A 21,750-nucleotide genomic window follows, 5' to 3' on the forward strand; every position below is an offset into this window, starting at 1 on the left:
TTGACAATGTTGTTTTTCAAAAGAGTGAAAGCACCCCAGTTTATCAACTGAGGTGTTTTTTTGTGACGAAATCAAAACTTAACTGTCCAATAACAACAAATCTAAAGAGAATCAATCGAATTGGGTTTTATAGATTTGAAAAATTTGTGACAAAATATAAATATGCGAAGAAACAATATCTTATTATAATAAATTTTATTGAATTTGATGAAAATGTGAGGTAAGATTGTTTGGTCTGAAAATTAGTCCAATTGGGAAACTTTATACAAATTAATAATCGGAGTTGTTGTTTATGTCACCAAGAGTACCTAATACTTTTATAATCATTTTAGGTTTTATGTTATTTGCACTGTTTTTTGGAGCAGGAAATCTAATTTTTCCACCCATACTTGGACAGTTAGCCGGAAAAAACTTATGGATCGCCAATGCAGGCTTTTTAGTAACTGGAGTTGGATTACCATTGTTAGGTGTTACTGCTTTTGTTTTTTCAGGTGAAAAAAATTTGCAATCTTTAGCTAGACGGGTTCATCCGTTGTTTGGTATTGTATTTACTACGGTTCTTTATCTAGCAATTGGTCCTTTTTTTGCTATCCCTAGATCAGGGAATGTATCGTTTGAAATTGGTGTTAAACCTTTTTTATCAAATGATGCAAATCCTGGTGCATTAATCATATTTACCATCTTATTTTTCACAGTTACATGCTTGTTATCACTTAATCCTACGAAGATTATTGATGTAGTAGGAAAATTTCTAACTCCTATTAAATTAACGTTTATCGGATTGCTTGTGTTTATTGCTATTGTTCATCCAATTGGGAAATTTCAAGAGCCATTTAAAGGATACACAACAAATGTGTTTTTTAAAGGGTTCCAAGAAGGTTATTTAACAATGGATGCACTTGTAGCGTTTGTTTTTGGAATTATTATTGTCAACGCAATTAAAGGAAAAGGAGTTACTACTAAAAAACAGCTTATGATCGTTTGTGGAAAGTCAACAGCATTAGCTGCTTCACTTTTAGCAATAATCTATACTGCTCTTACATATATGGGGGCTTCTAGTGTTGAGAAACTTGGTCGATTAGATAATGGGGCTGAAGTTTTAGCGAAAGTTTCAGACTATTATTTTGGTTCTTATGGAGCAATATTATTAGGTTTAATGATTACAGTAGCATGTTTGACTACGAGTGTAGGTCTAATCACTGCTTGTTCTACTTTTTTTCATGAATTGTTTCCAACCATTTCTTACAAAAAAATTGCGATCATTATAACTGTATTTAGTACACTTATAGCAAATATAGGTTTAACACAGCTAATTAAAGTTTCAATTCCTGTATTAATGACACTATATCCTATCGCTATATCCTTAATTTTCTTAACATTCTTACACTATACGTTTAAAGGTAGGTCAGAAGTGTATCAAGGCAGTTTGATTTTAACTTTTATTGTCAGTCTTTTTGATGGGTTAAACTCAGCTGGAATACAAATTGAAGTAATTCATCATTTCTTCTCTAAGTACCTCCCGTTGTATAGTTTAGGTTTAGGTTGGATATTTCCAGCTATTATTGGTGGTTTTATTGGTTATTTTATTAGTATTATACGTAAGAAAGATAAGAAAGATATTCCTAGTTCAATTCGAAAGATTAGTTAATTTTAGGGAAATAACGAAGCTTTTTAACTGTAAATTTTCTTAAGTAAGTTAGTAATGGTAAAAGGGGAGAAGTTTTTTAGAGTAATTCAAAAAGTGACAATTGTTTCATCAGAAAGGGGAGTAAATAGAATGGCACAAAAGGAATTGAAAAAAGGATTGAAAGCGCGCCATATTCAGATGATTGCATTAGGCGGTACAATCGGCGTAGGCTTATTTATGGGTTCAACGAGTACAATTCATTGGACAGGCCCATCAGTAATGCTTGCTTATGCAATTTCGGGGATTTTTATCTTCTTCATTATGCGTGCAATGGGAGAAATGCTTTACTTAGAGCCAAGTACAGGTTCATTTGCGACATTTGGCCATAAATATATTCACCCTTTAGCAGGGTATATGACTGCTTGGAGTAACTGGTTCCAGTGGGTTATTGTTGGAATGTCAGAAATTATTGCAGTTGGGGCATATATGAAGTATTGGTTTCCAGACCTACCTGCTTGGATACCAGGAATTATTGCAATTGTGATTCTTGGTGCAGCAAATTTAATTTCTGTTAAATCATTTGGTGAATTTGAATTTTGGTTTGCAATGATTAAAGTCGTTACAATTTTATTGATGATTGTTGCAGGGTTTGGTCTTATTTTCTTCGGTCTTGGAAACGGAGGAAATGCGATTGGTTTATCTAACCTTTGGAAAAATGGCGGCTTCTTTACAGGTGGTTGGTCAGGTTTCTTCTTTGCACTTTCATTAGTTGTTGGAGCTTATCAAGGTGTTGAATTAATTGGTATTACAGCTGGAGAAGCAGAAAATCCGAAAAAAACATTAAAAGATGCGATTCAAAGTCTTATTTGGCGTATTTTAATCTTCTATATAGGTGCTATTTTTGTAATTGTAACAGTTTTCCCTTGGGATCAACTAAATTCGATTGGTAGCCCGTTTGTTGTAACTTTTGCCAAATTTGGTATTACAGCTGCAGCTGGAATTATTAACTTTGTAGTAATTACTGCTGCGATGTCTGGTTGTAATAGTGGTATTTATAGTGCTGGACGCATGCTTTATACATTAGGTATAAATGGACAAGCACCAAAATATTTTACAAAAGTCTCAAATAACGGAGTGCCTTTATTCGGTACGATTGGTGTACTAATTGGTTTAATAATTGGCGTTATTTTAAATTTTATTGCCCCAAAAAACTTATTCGTGTATGTATACAGTGCAAGTGTACTTCCTGGGATGATCCCGTGGTTTGTCATTTTAATTAGTCATATTCGTTTTAGAAAAGTAAAGGGAGATGAAATTAAAAATCATCCTTTTAAAATGCCTTTTGCACCATTTACTAATTACTTAACGTTAGCCTACTTAGTTTTGGTATTAATCGGTATGTGGTTTAATGATGACACACGTATCTCACTTATTGTAGGGATTATTTTCTTGGCAATCCTTGTCATTTGTTTTTATGCTTTCGGTATCGGAAAACGTGTACCATTAGATGCCCAAGCAGATGAAGAAATAGCTAACTAATACTTGACTTAATTTGATGGGATGTTCTTAAGAACATAGCTTTTCAATAAAAAATATTAATTTTATAAACAATTTATGCGTTCGTATGATTAGATCAAACAGTATTAAACTGGATGAGACTATTATACGAACGCATTTTTTATATTAACTGAATAAATAAATCGACAGTATTTTTTAATACAAAAATTAAAGTTTTTTTAAAACAGTACGTACAGTAAAAAATAAATATTTTGACTATTTTTGCATTTTATGACAAAATGATGAAAACTACATAGTAGGGAATAGGTGTAAATGAAGTTCATAGTTTGAAATCATTTACTTAAAAGGGAAGATTGGTTTAATTCCAACACGGTCCCGCCACTGTAAAAGAGGAGTAAATAAGAAGATGCCACTTATTAATTTAGGGAAGGCTTTTATTTACAAAAATTCTTAAGTCAGGAGACCTGCCTATTCTAACGACGCTGTTTGACCTACGAGAGATAGGGAGGTGCCTTATGGAAAGAAAGCTTAAGTTAACTTGTTCTAATTATTTATGTTTTCCAACTTAAAGGCATTTTTGTCTCTTATGAGATAAAAATGCTTTTTTATTTTAGTTAAAAGGAAAAGGAAAAAGTAGTACATATAGTAATTTAGGATATCCGAGAAATGGTGAAATAAATGAAAGACCTAGTCTAGGGACATATTTTGCATTAGCAAGTGGTAGTAAAAACATTTACGAGGACTGTGGTTTAAAGACACGTAATGAAACTGAGGTAATAGATGCCTTATCAAATATGGTAAAATCTGCGAAAAAAGTTCGAGAAAAATATTATTCAATTATTTAATGATAGGGTGAAATCGATGAGTGGTAGATATGTAAAAGAATCCAGAGTATTTGATAGTAGTAGAATTTTTCCAACTGATTTAAATAACCATGGTACATTATTCGGAGGAAAAATGCTTGCCGCAATGGACTTAATTGCTTCCATTTCAGCTACAAAGCATTCAAGAATGGAATGTGTAACCGCATCGATGGATTCAGTAGAATTTTTATGTCCAGTTCGTGAAAGTGACTGCATATATTATGAATCATTCGTGATCTTAACAGGCTCAAGCTCAATGGAAGTGTTTGTTCGAGCTACAGCCGAAGACCTACTTTCAGGTGAAAAAAGGGTTGCTGCAACATGTTTTGTAACATTTGTTGCACTTAAAGATGGAAAACCACATAAAGTAGTAGAGGTAATACCAGAAACTGATGAAGAAATTAAATTACAGCAATTAGCATTTAAACGATTAGAAAGTCGCCAATTAAGAAAGAAATTGAGTAAGGAATTGGCATTAATTTGGAAAGAATAAAAAGAAACCATTGAAATCATACTAAAAGTAAGCTAAGATTAAATTAATATTTTTAAGGAGGCATCAAATTTAGACACTATGTACAATATCCGATAACTTTTTAAGCTAACGAATTTTATAGCAAAAAAGTACTCTGCCTGAAGTCAGAGAAATTGGATAACTATGTCTATTGATGAGCCTATACTAATATTAAATTTAATCCATTGTTTTAAATGAATGGTTTATTTACTATTACATTTCATTAGAAAAATATTCTAACGTATATATTTATATATATACACGGCTTATTAAATCACATCCAATTTACACACAGGCAGATACTGCTTGTGTGTTTTTTATTTTCTTTCTTAAAAAATGCTTTCGATAAAGGATTGAATTTTTTAAGCAGGGTGATATTTTAAAATCGGATGGAGTGAAGTATATGTTTATTATAAAAGCATCGAATATAGAAATAGAATTAAACGGTAAAACAATTTTTAAAAATGGAAACTTAGATATAAAAGAAGGTGAAAGGGTAGCATTAATTGGTGAAAATGGCGTTGGAAAATCAACATTTATTAATGCCATTTTAGGTAATATTCCATTGAAAAAAGGAATGCTGCAAATTCACTATTCAAAAGATGAAATTGGATGGCTTTTAACAGATGAAGAGAATCAGGAAGGCATTTTGGCAAGGGAAGTGATCGAATCGTTTGATCAGGAACGATCCTTCATTAAAAAGAATTTAGAAAAATATCTACTTGATTTGTCAAATGAAGAAAATCTTGCTAAATATAACGAGAACTTAAGTAGATATTTAGAATTAGATGGCTATGATTGGGAAACAAAAATAGATCAAGTTTTGAAGAAATTTCAATTACCGCAAGAATTATGGAATATTCCATTCAGTCATTTAAGCGGTGGGCAAAAAACAAAAGTCAAATTAGCAAAAGTAATGATGAAGCAACCAAAGCTATTAATTTTAGACGAACCAACAAATCATTTGGACTCTGAGTCAATCCAATGGTTAACGGAATGGTTACAAAACTTTAAAGGTAGTGTACTTTTTATTTCTCATGAACGTCAATTCATTGATGATGTTGCGACTGTTACAGTTGAATTAACTGATAGTGGTACATTTAAATATAGTGGTGGCTATTCAACTTACAAAATTCAAAAAGAACATGAGCGAAAAACTCAGCAGGCTCAATATGAAAAACAAGAAGCAGAAAAGAAAAAGCTTATTGAAACAATTAATCAATATAAACAATGGTTTACAAGCTCGCATAATGCAGCCAGTGAACGAGATCCTTTTGCTAAGAAACAAGCAGCAAAAAATGCATTAAGATTTAAATCAAAAGAAAAGGATTTAGATCGATTAGAGAAAAGAAAAGTAGAAAAACCAAAAGAAGCTAAATTAATTTCAGCGAGCTTTGAAAATGATTCATTTTCAGCAAAACAAATGATTACTTTTGAAAAAGTCGATTTTTCATATGATAACAAAACGATATTTAATCAAGTTGATTTTATTTTAAATCGAGAAGATCGATTAGCAGTAATCGGAAAAAATGGTTCTGGAAAATCTACATTTTTAAAATTATTAACAGGATTAATGATTCCTTGTAATGGCTCTGTAAGACATAATCCTCAATTAAAAATAGGTTATTTTATGCAAGAGCTTGAAGCGTTAAATGAGGATTCAACAATTTTAAATGAAATTTTATCACTTCCAAATATGACTGAAACAGAAGCAAGAACAATTTTAGCATGTTTCCTTTTTAGAAGAGAGGATGTTTACAAGAGTATTGCTCAACTAAGTATGGGGGAGAAATGTAGAGTTGCTTTCGTAAAGTTATACTTTTCTGATTCTAATCTACTAGTGCTTGACGAACCAACAAATTATTTAGATATTCACACGAGAGAAAGAATTGAGGAAGCATTAGCTGCATATCCTGGAGCTGTAGTTGTAGTGTCACATGATCCATATTTACTAAAAAAGGTCTCAAATCGTGTAATTCATATTGAAAATGGAAATCTTTATGATTTCAAAGGATCTTTTTCAGAATGGAACGGAAGACAGAACATCTCAAACGATCAGCAAACTTTATTAAATGAACGAATTAAATTACAACTTGAAATAGCTGCAATGAATGCAGAAGAAAAAGATACGGATGAAGAAAAGAAAGCTCAAATTTCAAAAATCGTCAAGCTACAAAAGGAACTTGATGGAATAAATGAGAGGTTATTGTCAGAGAGAAGTGAGAAGAAAGGGTAAGAACATAAGAACTTAGTACAAAAAGTGCAGGGAAAATAAAAAAACAAATCACTTAAGTTAAGATTACTTATGGTGATTTGTTTTTTATTTTTAGTCCGAGTTTACTTAACTATTTATCCTGCCTTAAGTACATCATTTACATCATGTATAACGACAAATGCTTTTGGATCGATTGTGTGGATTATTTTTTTTAGTTCAAATAGTTCTTTATTATTAAGAATAATGTATAAGGACTCTTTTCTTAAGCCAGAGAAATGGCCTTTTGCAGTATAAATCGTTACGCCTCGATTCATTTCATTTGAAACGATTTGTGCAATTTCATTTGCTTGATCGGAAATAATCGTAATCGCTTTTTTAGGATTTAATCCTTCCATAATAAAATCCAAAACTTTAATACCTATATAAATAGAAATGACAGTATATAATGTTTTCTCAAAGCCGATTACAAAATAACCACCTAAAACGACAATTAGATCAAATAAAAGTAAAGATTTACTAATACTCCACCCAAAGGATTGATGTACCATTTGAGCAAGAACCGTAGAACCACCTGTTGTGCCACCCGCACGAAAGACAATTCCTAACCCCAGACCGATTAAAACACCAGCAAAAATAGTACCTAGTAAAGTTTCGCTTGTAGGTACGCCGTAACCGTCCGTAATACGTAAGAAAAATGAAATCGCTACGATTGAAATAACTGTATAAATTATTAGTTGTTTCTTTAAATATTTATATCCAATTATTAACAAGGAAGCATTTAAAACAAAATATACGACATCAGGTGACCAGTTAAATAGATAATAAGTAATCATCGTAATGCCTGTAAAGCCACCTTCAGCTAATTTATTCGGTATTGCAAAGAAGTTAACACCGACTGCAAATATAGCTGATCCAACAAGGAGATATAAAATATCTACGAAGTTTTTACGCACAGTTACCCCTCATTTTCTAACAGATTTTTTTCACTTCTATCATTCTACCTAATAATGTGTCTTGAATCAAAAAATTTCTATTAAACAAATTATCTATTATTAGTCATAGTTATAAACACACTTTCATAGGTTTAGAAAGAGACAAGCTATTAAGGGGGAATCATTATGGTATTTGCTACACCTGGAAAATCTGGTTCATTAATTACGTTTAAAAATCGTTATGACAATTTTATTGGTGGGGAATGGGTAAGACCAGTAAGAGAACAGTATTTTGGAAATGTTTCGCCTGTAACTGGACAAGTCTTTTGTGAGGTGGCTAGATCGACTTCAGAAGATATCGAAAAAGCACTTGATGCAGCACATGGTGCAAAAGGTAAATGGGGGAGAATGTCAGTAACTGAGAGGGCAAATATTTTACATAAGATTGCTGATCGTATGGAATCAAATAAAGAATATCTTGCTGTCGCTGAAACTTGGGAAAACGGTAAACCTGTTCGTGAAACTTTAGCTGCAGATATTCCTTTAGCAATAGACCATTTCCGTTATTTTGCCGGATGTATCAGGTCGCAAGAAGGATCGCTCGGTGAACTTGATGGTGATACAGTTGCATATCATTATAAAGAGCCATTAGGGGTTGTCGGTCAGATTATTCCATGGAACTTCCCGATTTTAATGGCTGTATGGAAGCTTGCTCCAGCCCTTGCTGCAGGGAATTGTGTTGTTTTAAAACCGGCTGAGCAAACGCCAACATCTGTGTTAGTTTTAATGGAACTAATTCAAGATCTATTGCCACCTGGAGTTGTTAACGTTGTAAACGGATTTGGACTTGAAGCAGGTAAACCATTAGCTTCAAGTGATCGAATTGCAAAAATTGCATTTACTGGTGAAACTTCAACTGGTCGACTAATTATGGAATATGCTTCAAAGAATTTAATTCCTGTTACATTAGAATTAGGTGGTAAATCTCCTAATATTTTCTTTGAAGATGTAGTAGATAATGAAGAGTTTTTCGATAAAGCACTTGAAGGCTTTACGATGTTTGCTTTAAATCAGGGGGAAGTATGTACATGTCCTTCTAGAGCGCTTATTCATGAATCAATTTATGAGGAATTTATGGATAGAGCAGTAAACCGAGTAAAAGCGATTAAGCAAGGAAATCCATTGGATCCTCAAACAATGATCGGTTCTCAAGCTTCGCACGAGCAATTGAATAAGATTTTATCTTATTTTGAAATTGGAAAGAATGAAGGTGCAGAAGTTTTAGTTGGTGGTAGTCGCAACGTTCTTGATGGAGAATTGAAAGATGGTTTTTATGTAAACCCGACCATTTTTAAAGGGAACAATAAAATGAGAGTGTTCCAAGAAGAAATTTTTGGTCCTGTTGTTTCGGTTACTACATTTAAATCAAAAGAAGAGGCATTGGAAATCGCTAATGACACTTTATATGGATTAGGAGCGGGAGTATGGACTCGTGATATGGATACTGCTTATCGATTCGGACGCAATATCGAAGCAGGTCGAGTTTGGGTAAACTGCTATCACGCATATCCGGCACATGCAGCCTTTGGTGGGTATAAAAATTCAGGAGTAGGTCGTGAAACGCATAAAATGATGTTGGACCACTATCAAAATACAAAGAATTTGCTAGTTAGTTATTCACCGAGTAAACTAGGATTCTTTTAATAACTTTTACACTCCAGTATTCATTTACTGGAGTGTTTTTATTTAGATAGAAAGAATACAAAATAATAATTTTCTAAAATCCATACATAAAAACTAGTAGCTATTTAATATGTTAAATAAAAAGTATAAATTGGAGGGACTAAATATGTTAGAGCTAGCAATCTATGTATTTATCATTATAGTACTGTATAGTTTCATTCAATTATATTTAAACCGGAAGTGGAAGTTAATCTATACTACGTATGGTTATCAAAACTATTTTATCATTATTGGTAAATTGAAGAAGAATGGAATTGAGTATAAGACGAAATTACCGATGAATTTTAATGGTAGGAGATTTAATGAGAATACTCAATATGATATATATGTAAAAAAAGATTTAGAACATTTGGCATTGCAGTCTTTATATCAAACTTAATAGATTGTACAATAACAATCTAATTTTATGTAAAAATTATAAATTTCCACTGCAGGATGTTCGTTTTAAAGGAGTGCGATTGAGCTTTCTAGTTGTGTTAGCCAAGCAACTTTTCTTTAGTTAATAATTTCCTATAGGAACCCCGGGCATTTTTTAAAATATAAGGTTATAATATTACTCCTGCAAAGTTTCCACGTAATACTTGTTTATTCTTCTGATTTGTACATAAGAAGGATGACATGATCGATATTCTATTTTCTTGTTTTTCAAATTTCTCGATTGTAACTTCACAGGTTATTGTATCTCCTGAGTAAACTGGTCTTAAAAATTCGAAATTTACCGTTCGTGCTAGTACGTTGTGATCTCCACCTATTTTGGTTGGTAAAGTTGCAGTCAACAAACCTTGAATAACAAGTCTTCCTTGTTCATCAGGCGTAATATGATGTGCGCCTGCATCACCAGAAACCTTCGTAAATAATTCAACGTCTTCTACCGTAAAAGTTCGTTCAAATGTAATGATATCGCCTACTTGTAATGACAATTTTTTACCTCCTTATTAATAAAAATATTAATTTTCTTACTTAAATAGTTCGTTTTCTTACTGTACTATCCTTCAAAATCGTTAAAAAAATCGACTAAATAGTCGATTTGCTCCTTGATATAACATTAAGCAAGGGGGATTAATTACGAGGTGCCCATAAAATGACAGATACACCAATTAAACAGATTGCCGCACCGATCCAATCATATAAATCAGGTGATTTTTTATCAACACCCCAGCCCCATAAGATTGAGAGAACGATAAATACGCCTCCATAGGCTGCATAAACTCTACCAAAGGATGGGAAAATTTGGAACGTTGCAATGACACCATAAACTGCCAAAATAATCCCTCCGATTAATCCTAAATAAGCTGATTGGCCTTCTCTTAGCCATAACCATATAAGGTATCCTCCGCCAATTTCAGCTAAACCGGCTAATAAAAATATAACTATTGCAGTGATCAATGTTACTTCTTCCTTTCTATTAAAAGACAAATTGGTGAAAACATATGTACAAGTTTATGCCCTTTATTTTAACAATAAAGACTAAAAGAAACGATCATTCTATTTGAATCTTTATAAATTTACCATCGTTCTCTTAGATCATGAATTTCGGTACTAATAGAACTATTCTAATCATAATTTTATAGAAGAAAATAATATGAAGAGGAGGTGTAGTGTTTAGTGCTAAAAGTTAAAGTGAATTTACGTCCCGTTGTTAGTAAGGTCAATTTACCAACCGTTTTGAAAACAACTATTCTTCCAGGTGATTCAGTTGAAAGATTATTTATTGCAACACAAGTAGGAGAGATTTTTTACATAGGAAATGGAGAAATCAGGACTTTTTTAGATATTCGACCTCGGGTATTAAAATTAGGTGAGTCTGGAGGCTATGACGAACGCGGCTTACTTGGGTTAGCATTTCATCCTAATTTTTATCATAATGGGTTGTTTTATATTCATTATTCAGTAGCTGGTTCTCAGGGGCCAAGTGCTCTTTCTAACCATTTTAAACCTAATCCATGTGATCCCAAAACATTAAATTTGAAATGGCTGAATAGGGAAACTCAATATAACCATATTGATACAGTTGAAGAATGGGTACTCCAATCAAATGGTCAGCCTCAAAAACGACGGACATTATTGAACATTAAAAGACCGTTCTTGAATCATAATGGACTTAACACTTTAAATTTTTCACCCGAAACAAGTAAACTTGTTTTAACAACAGGAGATGGTGGGTCAGGCTATGATCCATTTAACTTAAGCCAAGATAATTTGGAAATTGCAGGTAAAATAATTGAAATTGATATAAATAAAAACATTAACAGCAATAATCCTCCTATTGTAACTCGTTTTAATGAACTTCCAACAAGTATTCAAGAAACTCTCACAGTAATAGCTAAAGGGGTTCGTAATATATCAGGTATTTCATATCAAAGATTTTATAATCAATATATTAAATATATTGGAAATGTCGGTCAGGATTTGGTCGAGTCGCTTTTTTCATTTGTTCATTATAAACCAATTCCGGTCACTCAATTAATCCAAATGAATTCTGAATCTGAGATGGAGGGATTTATTAACTTCGGCTGGAGAGGTTGGGAAGGTGCTTTTCCTACTTCGACAATAAATGGATGTACAGATAATTCAAATGTGGATGAGAAAACAATAGCATATTACGATCAATCAGTTACACTTTCAGCGAGCCGTCTTCAACCTTTAACTAGTTATTTTCATAAAGATCCAAGACCAGATAAATTTGAAGGAACGGCACTTACAGGAGTCCAGTCATACATGGGAAATGAAATTCCTAGTTTAACTGGTGGTATTGTATTTACCGATTTGGTACAAAAAGGATCTCAAGCACAGGTTAAAGGAGTTTTAGCTTATACGAAATTAAGACCAGATGGTAAACAAAGTGATTTCAGTGTTATACAAACTGATTATGACTTTGGATCTCAACCGGCCTATTATGTAGGTTTGGGGACGAATTTAAATCAAACTAAAATCTATTTAGCGGTTTATGGTTCTATGAAAGTGACTGATTTAAACATGGGTACGATTTTTGAAATTGTACCGTGACTTTTAGTAAAGTTGTCTAATACTAGTAAATAAACAACCACGGAGGTAATTATTGACTCCAGTGGTTGTTTATAATTGATGAGCATTGTATAACATAAGAGACTATTCGCCACTTGTTAAGTGTTCTTGTATTTATTGCGATAAAAATGCATAAATACAAGATCCCTATTAGATCATGAGAAGTAGCTTGTATCTAGGTTAATCATTAAAGTTTTGAAATTTTTTACCATTTCGATCGTCAAGGCAAGAAACTTCAATCAATAAATTATTAAACGTTGTGAAATAAAAGCCATAGCTATTCCCTCTCATGGTATAAGGTTCCTTGTCTATTTGGATGCCCCCAGCTATTAAGCGCTCATACTGTTGATCGACCTCACTTGACGTTTCCACTAAAAAACCTACATGAAAAGCTTCAGGGTATTTAATTTCCATTTGCCTCTTAAATGCCTTTGGATCACTTAACACGAGAATAAATCCTTGCTCATCACTTAACACTACGAGAGCTTTTCCTTTTTGTTCTAGAAATTTAAAGTCAAAAAATGTTTCAAAGAATTGTCTAGCTTCTGATAAATCATCGACACATAAATTTAAATGATTCAACCTCATTCACTTTTCTCCTTTTAATAAATCTTTGATTAAAAGAAGTAACACTTGTATCTTTTCCTTATATAGTGTTACTGCTTTTGTTGTTTAAACTTGATACAACTAGAGTATATATATGTAATTTAATTGGAAAAATATTCCTTTTTTACTTCTGCTTTGTTAGTTATAGGCTATAAAGAAAATAAGTATATTCTAAGAATTACAGCTAGTTTTTTGGAGTAAGTAACAATTAAATGGTATAAAATGGAATTTTTTGATACAGTTGTATTAAACAGAATCATTGTATATTGAGGAGAAAATCAATGGGATATATTATGGATTTAAGAAAAGTTGTAGGTAGTCGACCTATCTTAATGGCAGGTGCAAATGTTATCCTACTAGATTCACAAAAGAGAGTATTATTACAATTAAGAAAAGATAATAAGACTTGGGGATTACCTGGTGGATCATTAGAGTTAGGAGAAAATTTAGAAGAAGTGGCTAAAAGAGAATTGAAAGAAGAAACTGGTCTTACAGCATTAAATCTTGAGTTTTTTAACATCTTTTCTGGAGAAGAATTTTATTATAAATATCCCCATGGGGATGAGGTATATAATGTAATTGCGACGTATATTTGTACTGAATATACTGGGCAATTAGAGCCAGAAGAAAGCGAAGTGCTCGAGTTAGGCTTTTTTAATTTTCATGACCTTCCATCAGAAATTAATCCATGTGAAATTCCTATTTTAAACTTGTATAAGGATTCTAACTATTGAACTTAGAATGTGGAATTAAGACTAAATAATGATTAAAAGGATCTTTTTTTAAGATCCTTTTTTCATTTTCAATATTATATTAATTGTTTTTTTGTTAAACCTTTAAAAATTAAGTATTTTTTTATTAAGGTCTAAATTACAATATTAGCTTTTTTATTCTATGTTATTTTGCAGTTGAAGTTGCTGCTTCGTTTTTGCAGTTTTCGCAAGTTGAATAGATTTTCACAACTTTTTTATACTCCGCGTACTCAATAGTTTCTTCGCATTCTTTACAGATTAAAATTTGCATTAGAAACACCTCCTAAACCCACTATAACACGTTCGAATCACGATTTCTCCAGGGACTTTACCCACCCTGTGGACGTGAATTGTCCCGGTTGAAATAACGTTGATATAGCAAGGTTTTCAAGTAGAAATGGACTTAAAAAAAATTTTTTTTCGATTTAAAAAAACGAAAAATAGAACAGTGTGAGTATGTTTTGGTATCAATTTTGTCCATGAATAACTAATAACTTTTTTTATATTATTGATTATCTTAATTAAAAGATATTTTAATTGAAAATTACCTCCCGACTAGCGTCAAGAGGTCATCTTTATTCGACTAATATTAGTGAATAGGCATACCCCAGGATTCTTGCAGTTTTTCAAGTCCAGATTGATTTGTTACCTTAAGAATGATTTGTTTGTTGGTGACTTTTTTCTCCATCAAACTATAAGAATCACCGTCCCGCAAGCCTGGCCAATAAACACTTCCAGCACCAATCGTATTAATTTTTTTGCTCATTGCACGAACATAGTTAATATCATTTTTACTCTTTTTTACCAAATAATCCAAGCCGCTTTTCATTGGTGCTCCCCACTCGGTAATGATGGCACGATCGGAGTATTTTCCAATTTCAAATGTTAAAATATTTGACCATCCTGTTTCTGTGAGGGCATTAATATGTACATATCCTGCATAAAACGCATAGCAGTGAACGGCAAGCATTGTTCCGTCAAGTCGTTTGTCATCTCCTAGAGGATTAATATAAAGAGCGGCCAAACCAATTCCATCAAGAATGACATTTTTCTTTGGAATATTGAAGCTTGTTAACCAATCATGATAGAGATTGCGTAAATCTTTCGTATTATAACCATATGGCTCATTAATAGGTTCAAAATAACAGTTGGGGTTGTTTCCGTATTTTTTAATAACAGTACTCCACATGCTAAAATATTTATTGAGATCTTCAGGTTTTCCATTTTTCGGTGGCCTAGCAAAAAATGACTTTGCCTCTTTCTAACGCAGCATCAATGGCCCCTGTATAAGTACGCCAATAATTTGCGACTGTCGCTTCATTAATGGGTAGTCTAACTGTGTTAGCACCAGTTTCATCGAACATCTGCCCGATCACTTGTCGGCCTACTACTTTTGCAGAATCGTATGTATCATTTTTGGCCAGTCCACTTACATAAATGACGCCATCGACAAAATTGTCGTGCTCATCTGCCCAATTCACACCCCTTATTCCAGCTGACAGTGATGAAGTAGGTTTATTAATGGTGATTTTAACAAGATTTAAAAAAGTAAAAGAAGAGGCAATCAGTAAAATAATGGAACCTAAAATACCTACTACTATAAAGGATACTATTTTTACTATTTTCAAAATTTCCCCCCTCATCTAATTAATCTCTGTAAAATTTATTTTTAGAACTTTACTATTATTCTATGATTTACTGAAAAAGAATGAATAAAGTAATAGATTTCAAAAGGTTCACTATACAAAAAGAAAGTTTGCAATAAAGAATGTTATAATCTATTGAAATGGGAATGTTAAAGAGTTCTAATTTTAATGAATAGGGGGTAGGAATGAAAAAAATCTTAGTAGTAATAGCCATTTTAATAACAGGGATTGTAGGGATAATAGGTTATGTTCATTTTCAAAGTGGATTTGATATTAAAATTAAAAATCAAACAAATAAAGATGTAACGGGAATATATTTGACCTATGATCATGTTAAAACCGATCTAAAGATACCTACAATTGCTTCGCATAAGGACTATAAACTAAACATAAATCCCTCAAAGGATGTTGGAGAGAGTACAATGGAGCTACATTATAAAGACAATAAAGGAAAATTACATACAGAATCAGTTATCGGATATTTTGAAGGTGGTTATTCTGGAAATATATTAATTACGATAAAATCTGTTGATGAAGATGGAAAACTTAAATTTAAAGTTAAGGAAGATATTTCTTTATATTAATTTGTTTTTTATATTAAAATCTCATTGTTCAACAAGTTTCATAGAATGTTGCAGTAAATGGCTGTTAAGTTGTATCAGAATATGCTTAAATGTTTATCTAAATTAGCATAAACATTTTTATTTAAAGATAGATTTATATGCTTTTTTTCGGAGGAATATTAATGCAATTATCATCTAGAATTTCGATTCCAAATTATGTAACAAAGAGGTTTTTTGTTCTGTATAGCGTCCCTTTTTTAATAAGTGTTCTCTTGATATTTCTTACTGATCCTTTAAAGGTTGTTGATTTGTTCTATCAAACTTTATACTTATCGATTTTCTACATAGGACTACCTATTGGAGTTGTGTTTTTACCTTATTATGGATATTTTTATTTACTTCAGAAATATTTTAAAGTGACTTATGTCATAACAGTAACTGCCTTAATTACAACAATAATCGCACTAATCTTAGTGTTTATAGTCATTCAAAAAACATATAAATCATTTGAAACCCGTAGCTACTTTACAAAAGAAACGACTAGTCAGTTGTCAAAAAAGTCTAATGAATTATTTGAAAAAGAAACAGGTGTTAAAGGAAAAATAAACAAACTTAAGATGATTAGCAGATATAATGACGCCGATAATGGGGACTTTACACTTACTCGAAAAAGATATTATGACATTGAAGTTGTCTCGAAAAATCCATCAGATTTACAAAAAATTCCAAGAAGTTATAAATTTATTAGTGTTAATGGGTAATGGATTTTAAAAACGAAAAATGAGAAATGGTTCTTAAATTAGATAATGTGTTGAAATAAGTTAATTAATTAAATAAGGGCTACTTCAGAAAAATTTTGATATGAATAAAAAGAAACAACGCTTAGAATTTACTCTAAGCGTTGTTGGTTTTTATTGAACTAGGCCTTATGAAATAGAGCAATAAAATAGTTTAATAATCTTTCAATTCAATTTCATTGGCAGCTTTAGCGATCATTCTCGTAATCATTTTAAACATGCCATTCATTAAGATGGGAAAGCGTAACATTGCATTGCGTAATAAAATTTTGAAGTTTGATTTTTCAATCATTCCTCCAGCAGTTAAAAGCCCTATTTTTTGGTTTTTTTCAACAAAATTTTTCATCACATTTTCATAGGTGATGAATGACCTTTTGTAATCACCATTAGCAGCTTTCAGCTCTCCTGCGAGGACATATGCTCCGACAAGGGCCAGGCTAGTACCTTGACCTGAGAGGGGTGAAGGACAATAAGCCGCATCACCTACTAAAGCAATTCGGCCATCTGACCAGGTCGGCATGTGAATTTGACAAATTTCATCAAAATAAAAATCTGAAGCATTAATCAATTTTTGGAGCAAGTTCGGTGTTTCCCAACCATTAAGTTCTTCGAAAGCATTTTTAATAAGATTTTTTTGTTCTTCTGTATTATAACGGTCGTACTTAAGTGGCTCGGATTGGAACACTAACATGCCCTTTGCTTCCTTTTTATCATTTGCGCTATACATTCCAACAGTTTTACCCGGAACGGTATAAAGCATTTGAGAGTGGTCGAGGTTCAGATAATTCTCGAATTCAAAAATTGAGATATAACAGCCGAGAGTACGTTTAAACTGATCCTCGTCACCAAATTTCAACGTACGCACATTGGAATGGATTCCATCAGCGCCGATTATTAGATCGAATGTATCTGGTTTCCCATTAGTATATTGAACTTCAACCCCTGACATTGATTCATGAATAGAGGTAATTGAATCGCCCCAAATATATGTAACTTTATCCTTGGTCAAATCGAACAAAATGTTACTAAGATTCTCACGCATAATTTCAATATCCATCCCTTGCTGATTCCCCATACTTGCTTCACTAATTTTACCTTTAATTTTTCCTTTATCATTCACGAAGTAAACTCCAGTCATATGTGTATCTAATGAACGAACATCATCAAGAATTCCCATTCGTTCAAGCACAGAAATTGCAGCACCACGGATATCAACAGCGTATCCCCCTGGGCGTAAAGAAGGAGCCCGTTCTACTACAGTCACCTCGAAACCATAGCGATGAAGCCAGTAAGCAAGTGCTGGCCCTGCAATGCTCGCTCCGGAAATAAGAACACGCATCGGTTGCTTCATAATTAGTTAATCACTCCTCAGCTAAAAAAAATTAGACAACATAACAACAATATATTCACTGTTTTTTTACTTATGTACTTTCGTGAAATTTCAACAATAATCTAGGGGTGAATGGATGAATGTTTATCTATCTAAATTTGAAGGCTTATTATTGAACAAACGGTCAGTTAAGTTTCATATGGACTATTTAAATTTCATTAAAAAAAAGGCAAATTACCCCAAGTTACAGAATAACACTAGATAGGTATAATCATTTTAATATTAAAAACCGATTTCATAGTAATCTATTTAATTTTTAGGGGAGTCAATATTGGAATTTAAATATGCAGGATTTTGGATAAGATTATGCGCATATACAATTGATTTTTGTATCATTATTTTATTAGGTTTTATTCTAAGTCCATTGCTTCTTAGTTTCTTTACTAACACAAATAATACATACAACCTACTTATTGATCTCATTGGTATTATTTACTTAATGCTTTTGCCAGCTACAAAATTGCAGGGGACAATCGGAAAGGCCACTGTTGGTATTAAAGTAATCAACAAAGAAAGATGGAAGTAAGTTATCTGTATTTGAGGCAATTAGCCGTTGGTTAGCCCAAGTTGTTTCCAGTTTCATTTTATTTATTGGTTATATAATGATTGCTTTTTCAAATAGGAAAACAGCATTACATGATAAATTAGCCAATACTTATGTCGTGTATAAATAATCTTATTTAATTGATCTACTTAGGGCATTTAATTTGGAGCTTTTTAAAGGTCCAATTTTCTTTTAGTCAGTTTTTTTTAGAAGGAAAGTGCATTCATTTATAGAACTATCAAGTATAATTATCGAAGTAACACAATTGATTTGCCTAATATAAAAAATAAGAAGGTGATACTTTATGACAAATAAAGCAAAGATAAAAGATATTATTGAAGAATTAGAAATGCATAAAAACTGGTGAAGTTTTTTCGGTTGCTGAAGATGATCTAATTGATGCCGAAGATGAAAAACCTTTCGATGATTTACAAGATTGGCAGATAGAAAATTTAGAAATCGCAAATGAAATTGTGGAAAATTTTGAGGACTATAAAGAATTACCTTCAAAATATGAAATTGATGAATATAAAATGATTAAAGACTTTTGTTTAAAAGTTAAAGATGAGAAAATACAAAATATATTACAAATCATAATCGAGGGAAAAGGCGCATTTAGAAGATTTAAAGATGCAGTTATAGAGTTAAATATTGATATGGATTGGTATAGTTATCGTGACAGACGCTATAAAGACTTAGCGATCGCATGGTGTCAAAATAATGATATCGAGTACATAGATTAGAATTTCTAGAAATAAGAAACAGTAAACCGAAAATGTTAGAAACTATTAGTCTAACTAAGCTCCTAACTAGACTTATCAAAGATTATATGCCTCCCTATAACAATTAAGTTTAAGCAAATAAAATGAATCCCTTCAGATTTCGATGAAGGGATTTTTAACGTTTTCTATGTAATTAGTTAATTTAGCAGTGCCAATCTTCTAAAAATAATTAAAGTAATTTCAACCCAGAACCAGCAATAAAGGAACGAAAATAATAAAATAATTAGAACAGTATTGATTGAAAAAGAATCAGAAAATCCCGGCCCTAAGACTGGAAAGTGGAAAAGATATAATAGACTCATAATACCTAACATTAAAAGAGCTGCTCCCGTCGCAATAATCGATAATCTATTTTTAAAAAAGTGAAAAGCCAAGCCTAAGCCAAGTCCTAATAATCCTGTTGTAAAAGGAAAGACAATTAGTTCAGTTGGCTGTAGGATCAATAACAACAGGATTGTTAAAAAATAGGACTTTATTCCATTTTTAATGGAAAACATGGAACATAATAAAATTGGTGCAGTGGCGAGTGGACTTAAAAATAATCCTATACCTGGTAATAGGCCACCAGCAGCTTGAAACAATGCAGCAATACACGAAAAAATAGAAGCTAAAATAAATTTCTTGGTTTTATTTTGTTTAGTAAATTTTAGTTGAAACAACCGGACCTCTTCAGTAATTGGTTTGAAAAAAAACACATTTTCACCTCATTTAATTTACGATATACATCATTTATATGAGACTAATCAAATCGCAATACGCCAAACATGTTAATGCAAAATGATGAAATATTGATAACAAACACAAATAAATGTATGATAAATACGTTGAGAATTGCATGAAAATTTCAAAATTGAAGGGGAAAAGCTATGAATATTAAAATTGACAAAGAATATGTGCTACAAACCGCTAAACAATTACTAGAGTTTAATAGCCCAAGTGGTTTTTGCTTTGAAATTATGGAGTTAATTCAGTCCTGGACAAATAGTTTAGGATATGACTTTGAAACGACTAATAAAGGTTGTGGCGTGATCACAATTCCTGGTAAAAGCAATGAGCAAGTCATCGGATTATCAGCACATGTTGATACGTTAGGGGCAATGGTTCGATCAATTACAAGTAAAGGTACATTAAAGTTTACAATTATTGGTGGGCCAATCGTACCAACTCTTGATAGTGAATATTGTCAAATTAGAACGCGTGAAGGAAAAATATATACAGGTACATTTTTATCTACAAGTCCATCAATTCACGTATTCGAAGATAGTAAAACAAAAAAACGTGACCCAGAAAACATGGAAGTTCGTATTGATGAATGTGTTAAGTCAAAAGAGGATGTATTAAATCTTGGTATTAGCCCAGGAGATTTTATTTTCTTCGACCCGAAAACGACAATTACTGAAAGCGGTTTTATAAAATCAAGATTTATTGATGATAAAGCAAGTGTAGCATGTTTAATTGGTTTACTTGAATTGTTTAAAAGGGAAAAGATTGTCCCTACATATACAACAAAATTATTTATTTCTACGTATGAAGAAGTTGGACATGGCTCTTCGTATATCCCATCTGATATTACTGAATTAATTTCAGTTGATATGGGTTGTATTGGAGATGATTTAAGCTGTACTGAATACGATGTTTCGATTTGTGCAAAAGACTCTGGCGGACCATACGATTACAATATGACGACTGATTTAGTCAATTTAGCAAAAGAAAATGAACTTAGCTATGCAGTAGATATCTATCCAATGTACGGTTCTGATACAGTTGCAGCTTTACGCGGAGGACAAGATATTCGTGGCGCGTTAATTGGACCAGGTGTTCATGCTTCTCATGGTATGGAAAGAACGCATTACAGTGCGATGGAAAATACGATGAAATTATTGTACTTATATTTAACAAAGTAATCATTTAAAAGGGGCTGTCCACGGGACGACCCCTTTTTGATAAAGTATCTCTAGTACGAGGTATTTCAAAAGTTGCATTTTATTTTGTGTTGAAAAAATGGAGCTTAATGATATAAAACTAGCAAATTTTTTTCGAATTTTTATTCTGCATAGCATATATGCTAGTTTTCCATTGGAAAGGATCTACTATTATACAAGTTTTGGGTCGGAATACCCCATCTGGTATGGGTAATTTTTTAATTTAATTGCGATTCTTTGGGATTTAATTGCAGTTTTGCTAAATTTAATTGCGATTCTCAAAATTTAATTGCAGTTTGCATGTAGACTAAAAAA

Annotated in this window: 24 protein-coding genes, 1 pseudogene and 1 riboswitch; of the genes and pseudogenes, 16 read left to right on the forward strand and 9 right to left on the reverse strand. The window is 32.2% G+C overall.

From position 1 onward, the window contains the following. The 6 genes from COE53_RS24215 to abc-f all read left to right on the forward strand — a co-directional run. A partial coding sequence (locus tag COE53_RS24215) for a hypothetical protein (RefSeq protein ID WP_218962887.1) occupies nt 1-224 on the forward strand: 224 nt, incomplete at its 5' end. Between the two features lie 68 nt (nt 225-292). Then, entirely contained in the window at nt 293-1,648 is a 1,356-nt protein-coding gene (gene brnQ / locus COE53_RS20510) for a branched-chain amino acid transport system II carrier protein (protein WP_098948649.1), read from the forward strand. Nucleotides 1,649-1,777: 129 nt separating this feature from the next. Further along, nucleotides 1,778-3,166: an amino acid permease gene (locus COE53_RS20515; RefSeq protein ID WP_069034441.1), complete on the forward strand. Its 1,389-nt coding sequence runs from the start codon at nt 1,778-1,780 to the stop codon at nt 3,164-3,166. 266 nt (nt 3,167-3,432) lie between these two features. Further along, a riboswitch (cobalamin riboswitch) is annotated at nt 3,433-3,631 on the forward strand. Nucleotides 3,632-3,876: 245 nt separating this feature from the next. Next, entirely contained in the window at nt 3,877-3,990 is a 114-nt protein-coding gene (locus COE53_RS24515; RefSeq protein WP_353616546.1) for a hypothetical protein, read from the forward strand. Nucleotides 3,991-4,006: 16 nt separating this feature from the next. Further along, the gene (locus COE53_RS20520) at nt 4,007-4,501 is read left to right on the forward strand and encodes an acyl-CoA thioesterase (RefSeq protein WP_098948650.1); all 495 of its coding nucleotides are present in this window, start codon (nt 4,007-4,009) and stop codon (nt 4,499-4,501) included. Nucleotides 4,502-4,922: 421 nt separating this feature from the next. Next, nucleotides 4,923-6,755, forward strand: coding sequence for a ribosomal protection-like ABC-F family protein (gene abc-f / locus COE53_RS20525; RefSeq protein ID WP_069034439.1), 1,833 nt, complete (start codon nt 4,923-4,925; stop codon nt 6,753-6,755). Nucleotides 6,756-6,868: 113 nt separating this feature from the next. On the opposite strand, the gene COE53_RS20530 is transcribed toward abc-f, so the two are convergent. Beyond that, nucleotides 6,869-7,687, reverse strand: a complete 819-nt coding sequence (locus COE53_RS20530; RefSeq protein ID WP_069034438.1) for a YitT family protein — start codon at nt 7,685-7,687, stop codon at nt 6,869-6,871. A gap of 165 nt (nt 7,688-7,852) precedes the next feature. Here COE53_RS20530 and exaC point away from each other — a divergent pair, with 165 nt between their 5' ends. Both exaC and COE53_RS20540 read left to right on the forward strand, forming a co-directional pair. Beyond that, nucleotides 7,853-9,370 (forward strand): acetaldehyde dehydrogenase ExaC, encoded by a 1,518-nt coding sequence (gene exaC, locus COE53_RS20535; RefSeq protein WP_069034437.1) that lies wholly within the window; start codon nt 7,853-7,855, stop codon nt 9,368-9,370. A 145-nt stretch (nt 9,371-9,515) separates the two neighbouring features. After that, nucleotides 9,516-9,788, forward strand: a complete 273-nt coding sequence (locus COE53_RS20540) for a hypothetical protein (RefSeq protein WP_069034436.1) — start codon at nt 9,516-9,518, stop codon at nt 9,786-9,788. Nucleotides 9,789-9,954: 166 nt separating this feature from the next. Here COE53_RS20540 and COE53_RS20545 read toward each other — a convergent pair whose 3' ends face one another. Next, nucleotides 9,955-10,329 carry an FAS1-like dehydratase domain-containing protein gene (locus COE53_RS20545; protein WP_069034435.1) on the reverse strand — a complete coding sequence of 125 codons (375 nt, stop codon included), beginning with the start codon at nt 10,327-10,329 and terminating at the stop codon, nt 9,955-9,957. A 139-nt stretch (nt 10,330-10,468) separates the two neighbouring features. Further along, nucleotides 10,469-10,792, reverse strand: coding sequence for a YnfA family protein (locus COE53_RS20550; RefSeq protein WP_439097791.1), 324 nt, complete (start codon nt 10,790-10,792; stop codon nt 10,469-10,471). 222 nt (nt 10,793-11,014) lie between these two features. Here COE53_RS20550 and COE53_RS20555 point away from each other — a divergent pair, with 222 nt between their 5' ends. Continuing rightward, complete coding sequence (locus COE53_RS20555; RefSeq protein WP_069034433.1) at nt 11,015-12,415, forward strand: PQQ-dependent sugar dehydrogenase; 1,401 nt, start codon at nt 11,015-11,017, stop codon at nt 12,413-12,415. 198 nt (nt 12,416-12,613) lie between these two features. Here COE53_RS20555 and COE53_RS20560 read toward each other — a convergent pair whose 3' ends face one another. Then, a complete protein-coding gene (locus tag COE53_RS20560) occupies nt 12,614-13,021 on the reverse strand; it encodes a VOC family protein (protein WP_069034432.1) in 408 nt (135 codons plus the stop codon). Nucleotides 13,022-13,320: 299 nt separating this feature from the next. Here COE53_RS20560 and COE53_RS20565 point away from each other — a divergent pair, with 299 nt between their 5' ends. Next, nucleotides 13,321-13,773 carry an NUDIX hydrolase gene (locus COE53_RS20565; protein ID WP_069034431.1) on the forward strand — a complete coding sequence of 151 codons (453 nt, stop codon included), beginning with the start codon at nt 13,321-13,323 and terminating at the stop codon, nt 13,771-13,773. A gap of 163 nt (nt 13,774-13,936) precedes the next feature. On the opposite strand, the gene COE53_RS20570 is transcribed toward COE53_RS20565, so the two are convergent. From COE53_RS20570 to COE53_RS20580, 3 genes and pseudogenes are all read right to left on the reverse strand, one after another. Then, the gene (locus tag COE53_RS20570) at nt 13,937-14,062 is read right to left on the reverse strand and encodes a GapA-binding peptide SR1P (RefSeq protein WP_098428711.1); all 126 of its coding nucleotides are present in this window, start codon (nt 14,060-14,062) and stop codon (nt 13,937-13,939) included. 318 nt (nt 14,063-14,380) lie between these two features. Beyond that, nucleotides 14,381-14,986 (reverse strand): annotated as a pseudogene (locus tag COE53_RS20575) (glycoside hydrolase family protein); the annotation flags it as partial. Nucleotides 14,987-15,026: 40 nt separating this feature from the next. Then, nucleotides 15,027-15,419 carry a hypothetical protein gene (locus COE53_RS20580; protein WP_098948651.1) on the reverse strand — a complete coding sequence of 131 codons (393 nt, stop codon included), beginning with the start codon at nt 15,417-15,419 and terminating at the stop codon, nt 15,027-15,029. A gap of 203 nt (nt 15,420-15,622) precedes the next feature. On the opposite strand from COE53_RS20580, the gene COE53_RS20585 reads away from it, so the two are divergent. Both COE53_RS20585 and COE53_RS20590 read left to right on the forward strand, forming a co-directional pair. After that, nucleotides 15,623-16,021 carry a hypothetical protein gene (locus tag COE53_RS20585; protein WP_069034430.1) on the forward strand — a complete coding sequence of 133 codons (399 nt, stop codon included), beginning with the start codon at nt 15,623-15,625 and terminating at the stop codon, nt 16,019-16,021. 161 nt (nt 16,022-16,182) lie between these two features. After that, on the forward strand, nt 16,183-16,761 hold the full coding sequence (locus tag COE53_RS20590; protein ID WP_098948652.1) for a hypothetical protein: 579 nt from the start codon (nt 16,183-16,185) through the stop codon (nt 16,759-16,761). Nucleotides 16,762-16,951: 190 nt separating this feature from the next. On the opposite strand, the gene COE53_RS20595 is transcribed toward COE53_RS20590, so the two are convergent. Next, nucleotides 16,952-18,148, reverse strand: coding sequence for an FAD-dependent monooxygenase (locus tag COE53_RS20595; protein WP_069034428.1), 1,197 nt, complete (start codon nt 18,146-18,148; stop codon nt 16,952-16,954). A gap of 310 nt (nt 18,149-18,458) precedes the next feature. Here COE53_RS20595 and COE53_RS20600 point away from each other — a divergent pair, with 310 nt between their 5' ends. From COE53_RS20600 to COE53_RS20610, 3 genes are all read left to right on the forward strand, one after another. After that, complete coding sequence (locus tag COE53_RS20600) at nt 18,459-18,713, forward strand: RDD family protein (RefSeq protein ID WP_175403509.1); 255 nt, start codon at nt 18,459-18,461, stop codon at nt 18,711-18,713. Between the two features lie 19 nt (nt 18,714-18,732). Beyond that, nucleotides 18,733-18,861, forward strand: a complete 129-nt coding sequence (locus tag COE53_RS24520) for an RDD family protein (RefSeq protein ID WP_084006960.1) — start codon at nt 18,733-18,735, stop codon at nt 18,859-18,861. A 343-nt stretch (nt 18,862-19,204) separates the two neighbouring features. Further along, nucleotides 19,205-19,474 (forward strand): UPF0158 family protein, encoded by a 270-nt coding sequence (locus tag COE53_RS20610; protein WP_286162609.1) that lies wholly within the window; start codon nt 19,205-19,207, stop codon nt 19,472-19,474. Nucleotides 19,475-19,650: 176 nt separating this feature from the next. Here the strand turns inward: COE53_RS20610 and COE53_RS20615 are convergent, their stop codons facing one another. Further along, on the reverse strand, nt 19,651-20,172 hold the full coding sequence (locus COE53_RS20615; protein WP_353615540.1) for a hypothetical protein: 522 nt from the start codon (nt 20,170-20,172) through the stop codon (nt 19,651-19,653). Nucleotides 20,173-20,379: 207 nt separating this feature from the next. On the opposite strand from COE53_RS20615, the gene COE53_RS20620 reads away from it, so the two are divergent. Further along, the gene (locus COE53_RS20620; RefSeq protein ID WP_069034425.1) at nt 20,380-21,417 is read left to right on the forward strand and encodes a M42 family metallopeptidase; all 1,038 of its coding nucleotides are present in this window, start codon (nt 20,380-20,382) and stop codon (nt 21,415-21,417) included. The last annotated feature ends 333 nt before the right edge of the window (nt 21,418-21,750 follow it).

Origin of the sequence: Bacillus sp. AFS029533 (assembly GCF_002585125.1) — a bacterium.
GTDB classification, from domain to species: domain Bacteria; phylum Bacillota; class Bacilli; order Bacillales; family Bacillaceae_G; genus Gottfriedia; species Gottfriedia luciferensis_B.

Bases quoted from the DNA above. Each gene is read 5' to 3' on its own strand.
- COE53_RS20590 (WP_098948652.1), top strand. From the start codon at position 16,183: ATGCAATTATCATCTAGAATTTCGATTCCAAATTATGTAACAAAGAGG.
- COE53_RS20620 (WP_069034425.1), top strand. From the start codon at position 20,380: ATGAATATTAAAATTGACAAAGAATATGTGCTACAAACCGCTAAACAA.
- COE53_RS20565 (WP_069034431.1), top strand. From the start codon at position 13,321: ATGGGATATATTATGGATTTAAGAAAAGTTGTAGGTAGTCGACCTATC.
- COE53_RS20520 (WP_098948650.1), top strand. From the start codon at position 4,007: ATGAGTGGTAGATATGTAAAAGAATCCAGAGTATTTGATAGTAGTAGA.
- exaC (WP_069034437.1), top strand. From the start codon at position 7,853: ATGGTATTTGCTACACCTGGAAAATCTGGTTCATTAATTACGTTTAAA.
- COE53_RS20585 (WP_069034430.1), top strand. From the start codon at position 15,623: ATGAAAAAAATCTTAGTAGTAATAGCCATTTTAATAACAGGGATTGTA.
- brnQ (WP_098948649.1), top strand. From the start codon at position 293: ATGTCACCAAGAGTACCTAATACTTTTATAATCATTTTAGGTTTTATG.
- COE53_RS20540 (WP_069034436.1), top strand. From the start codon at position 9,516: ATGTTAGAGCTAGCAATCTATGTATTTATCATTATAGTACTGTATAGT.
- COE53_RS20515 (WP_069034441.1), top strand. From the start codon at position 1,778: ATGGCACAAAAGGAATTGAAAAAAGGATTGAAAGCGCGCCATATTCAG.
- abc-f (WP_069034439.1), top strand. From the start codon at position 4,923: ATGTTTATTATAAAAGCATCGAATATAGAAATAGAATTAAACGGTAAA.
- COE53_RS20560 (WP_069034432.1), bottom strand. From the start codon at position 13,021: ATGAGGTTGAATCATTTAAATTTATGTGTCGATGATTTATCAGAAGCT.
- COE53_RS20595 (WP_069034428.1), bottom strand. From the start codon at position 18,148: ATGAAGCAACCGATGCGTGTTCTTATTTCCGGAGCGAGCATTGCAGGG.
- COE53_RS20570 (WP_098428711.1), bottom strand. From the start codon at position 14,062: ATGCAAATTTTAATCTGTAAAGAATGCGAAGAAACTATTGAGTACGCG.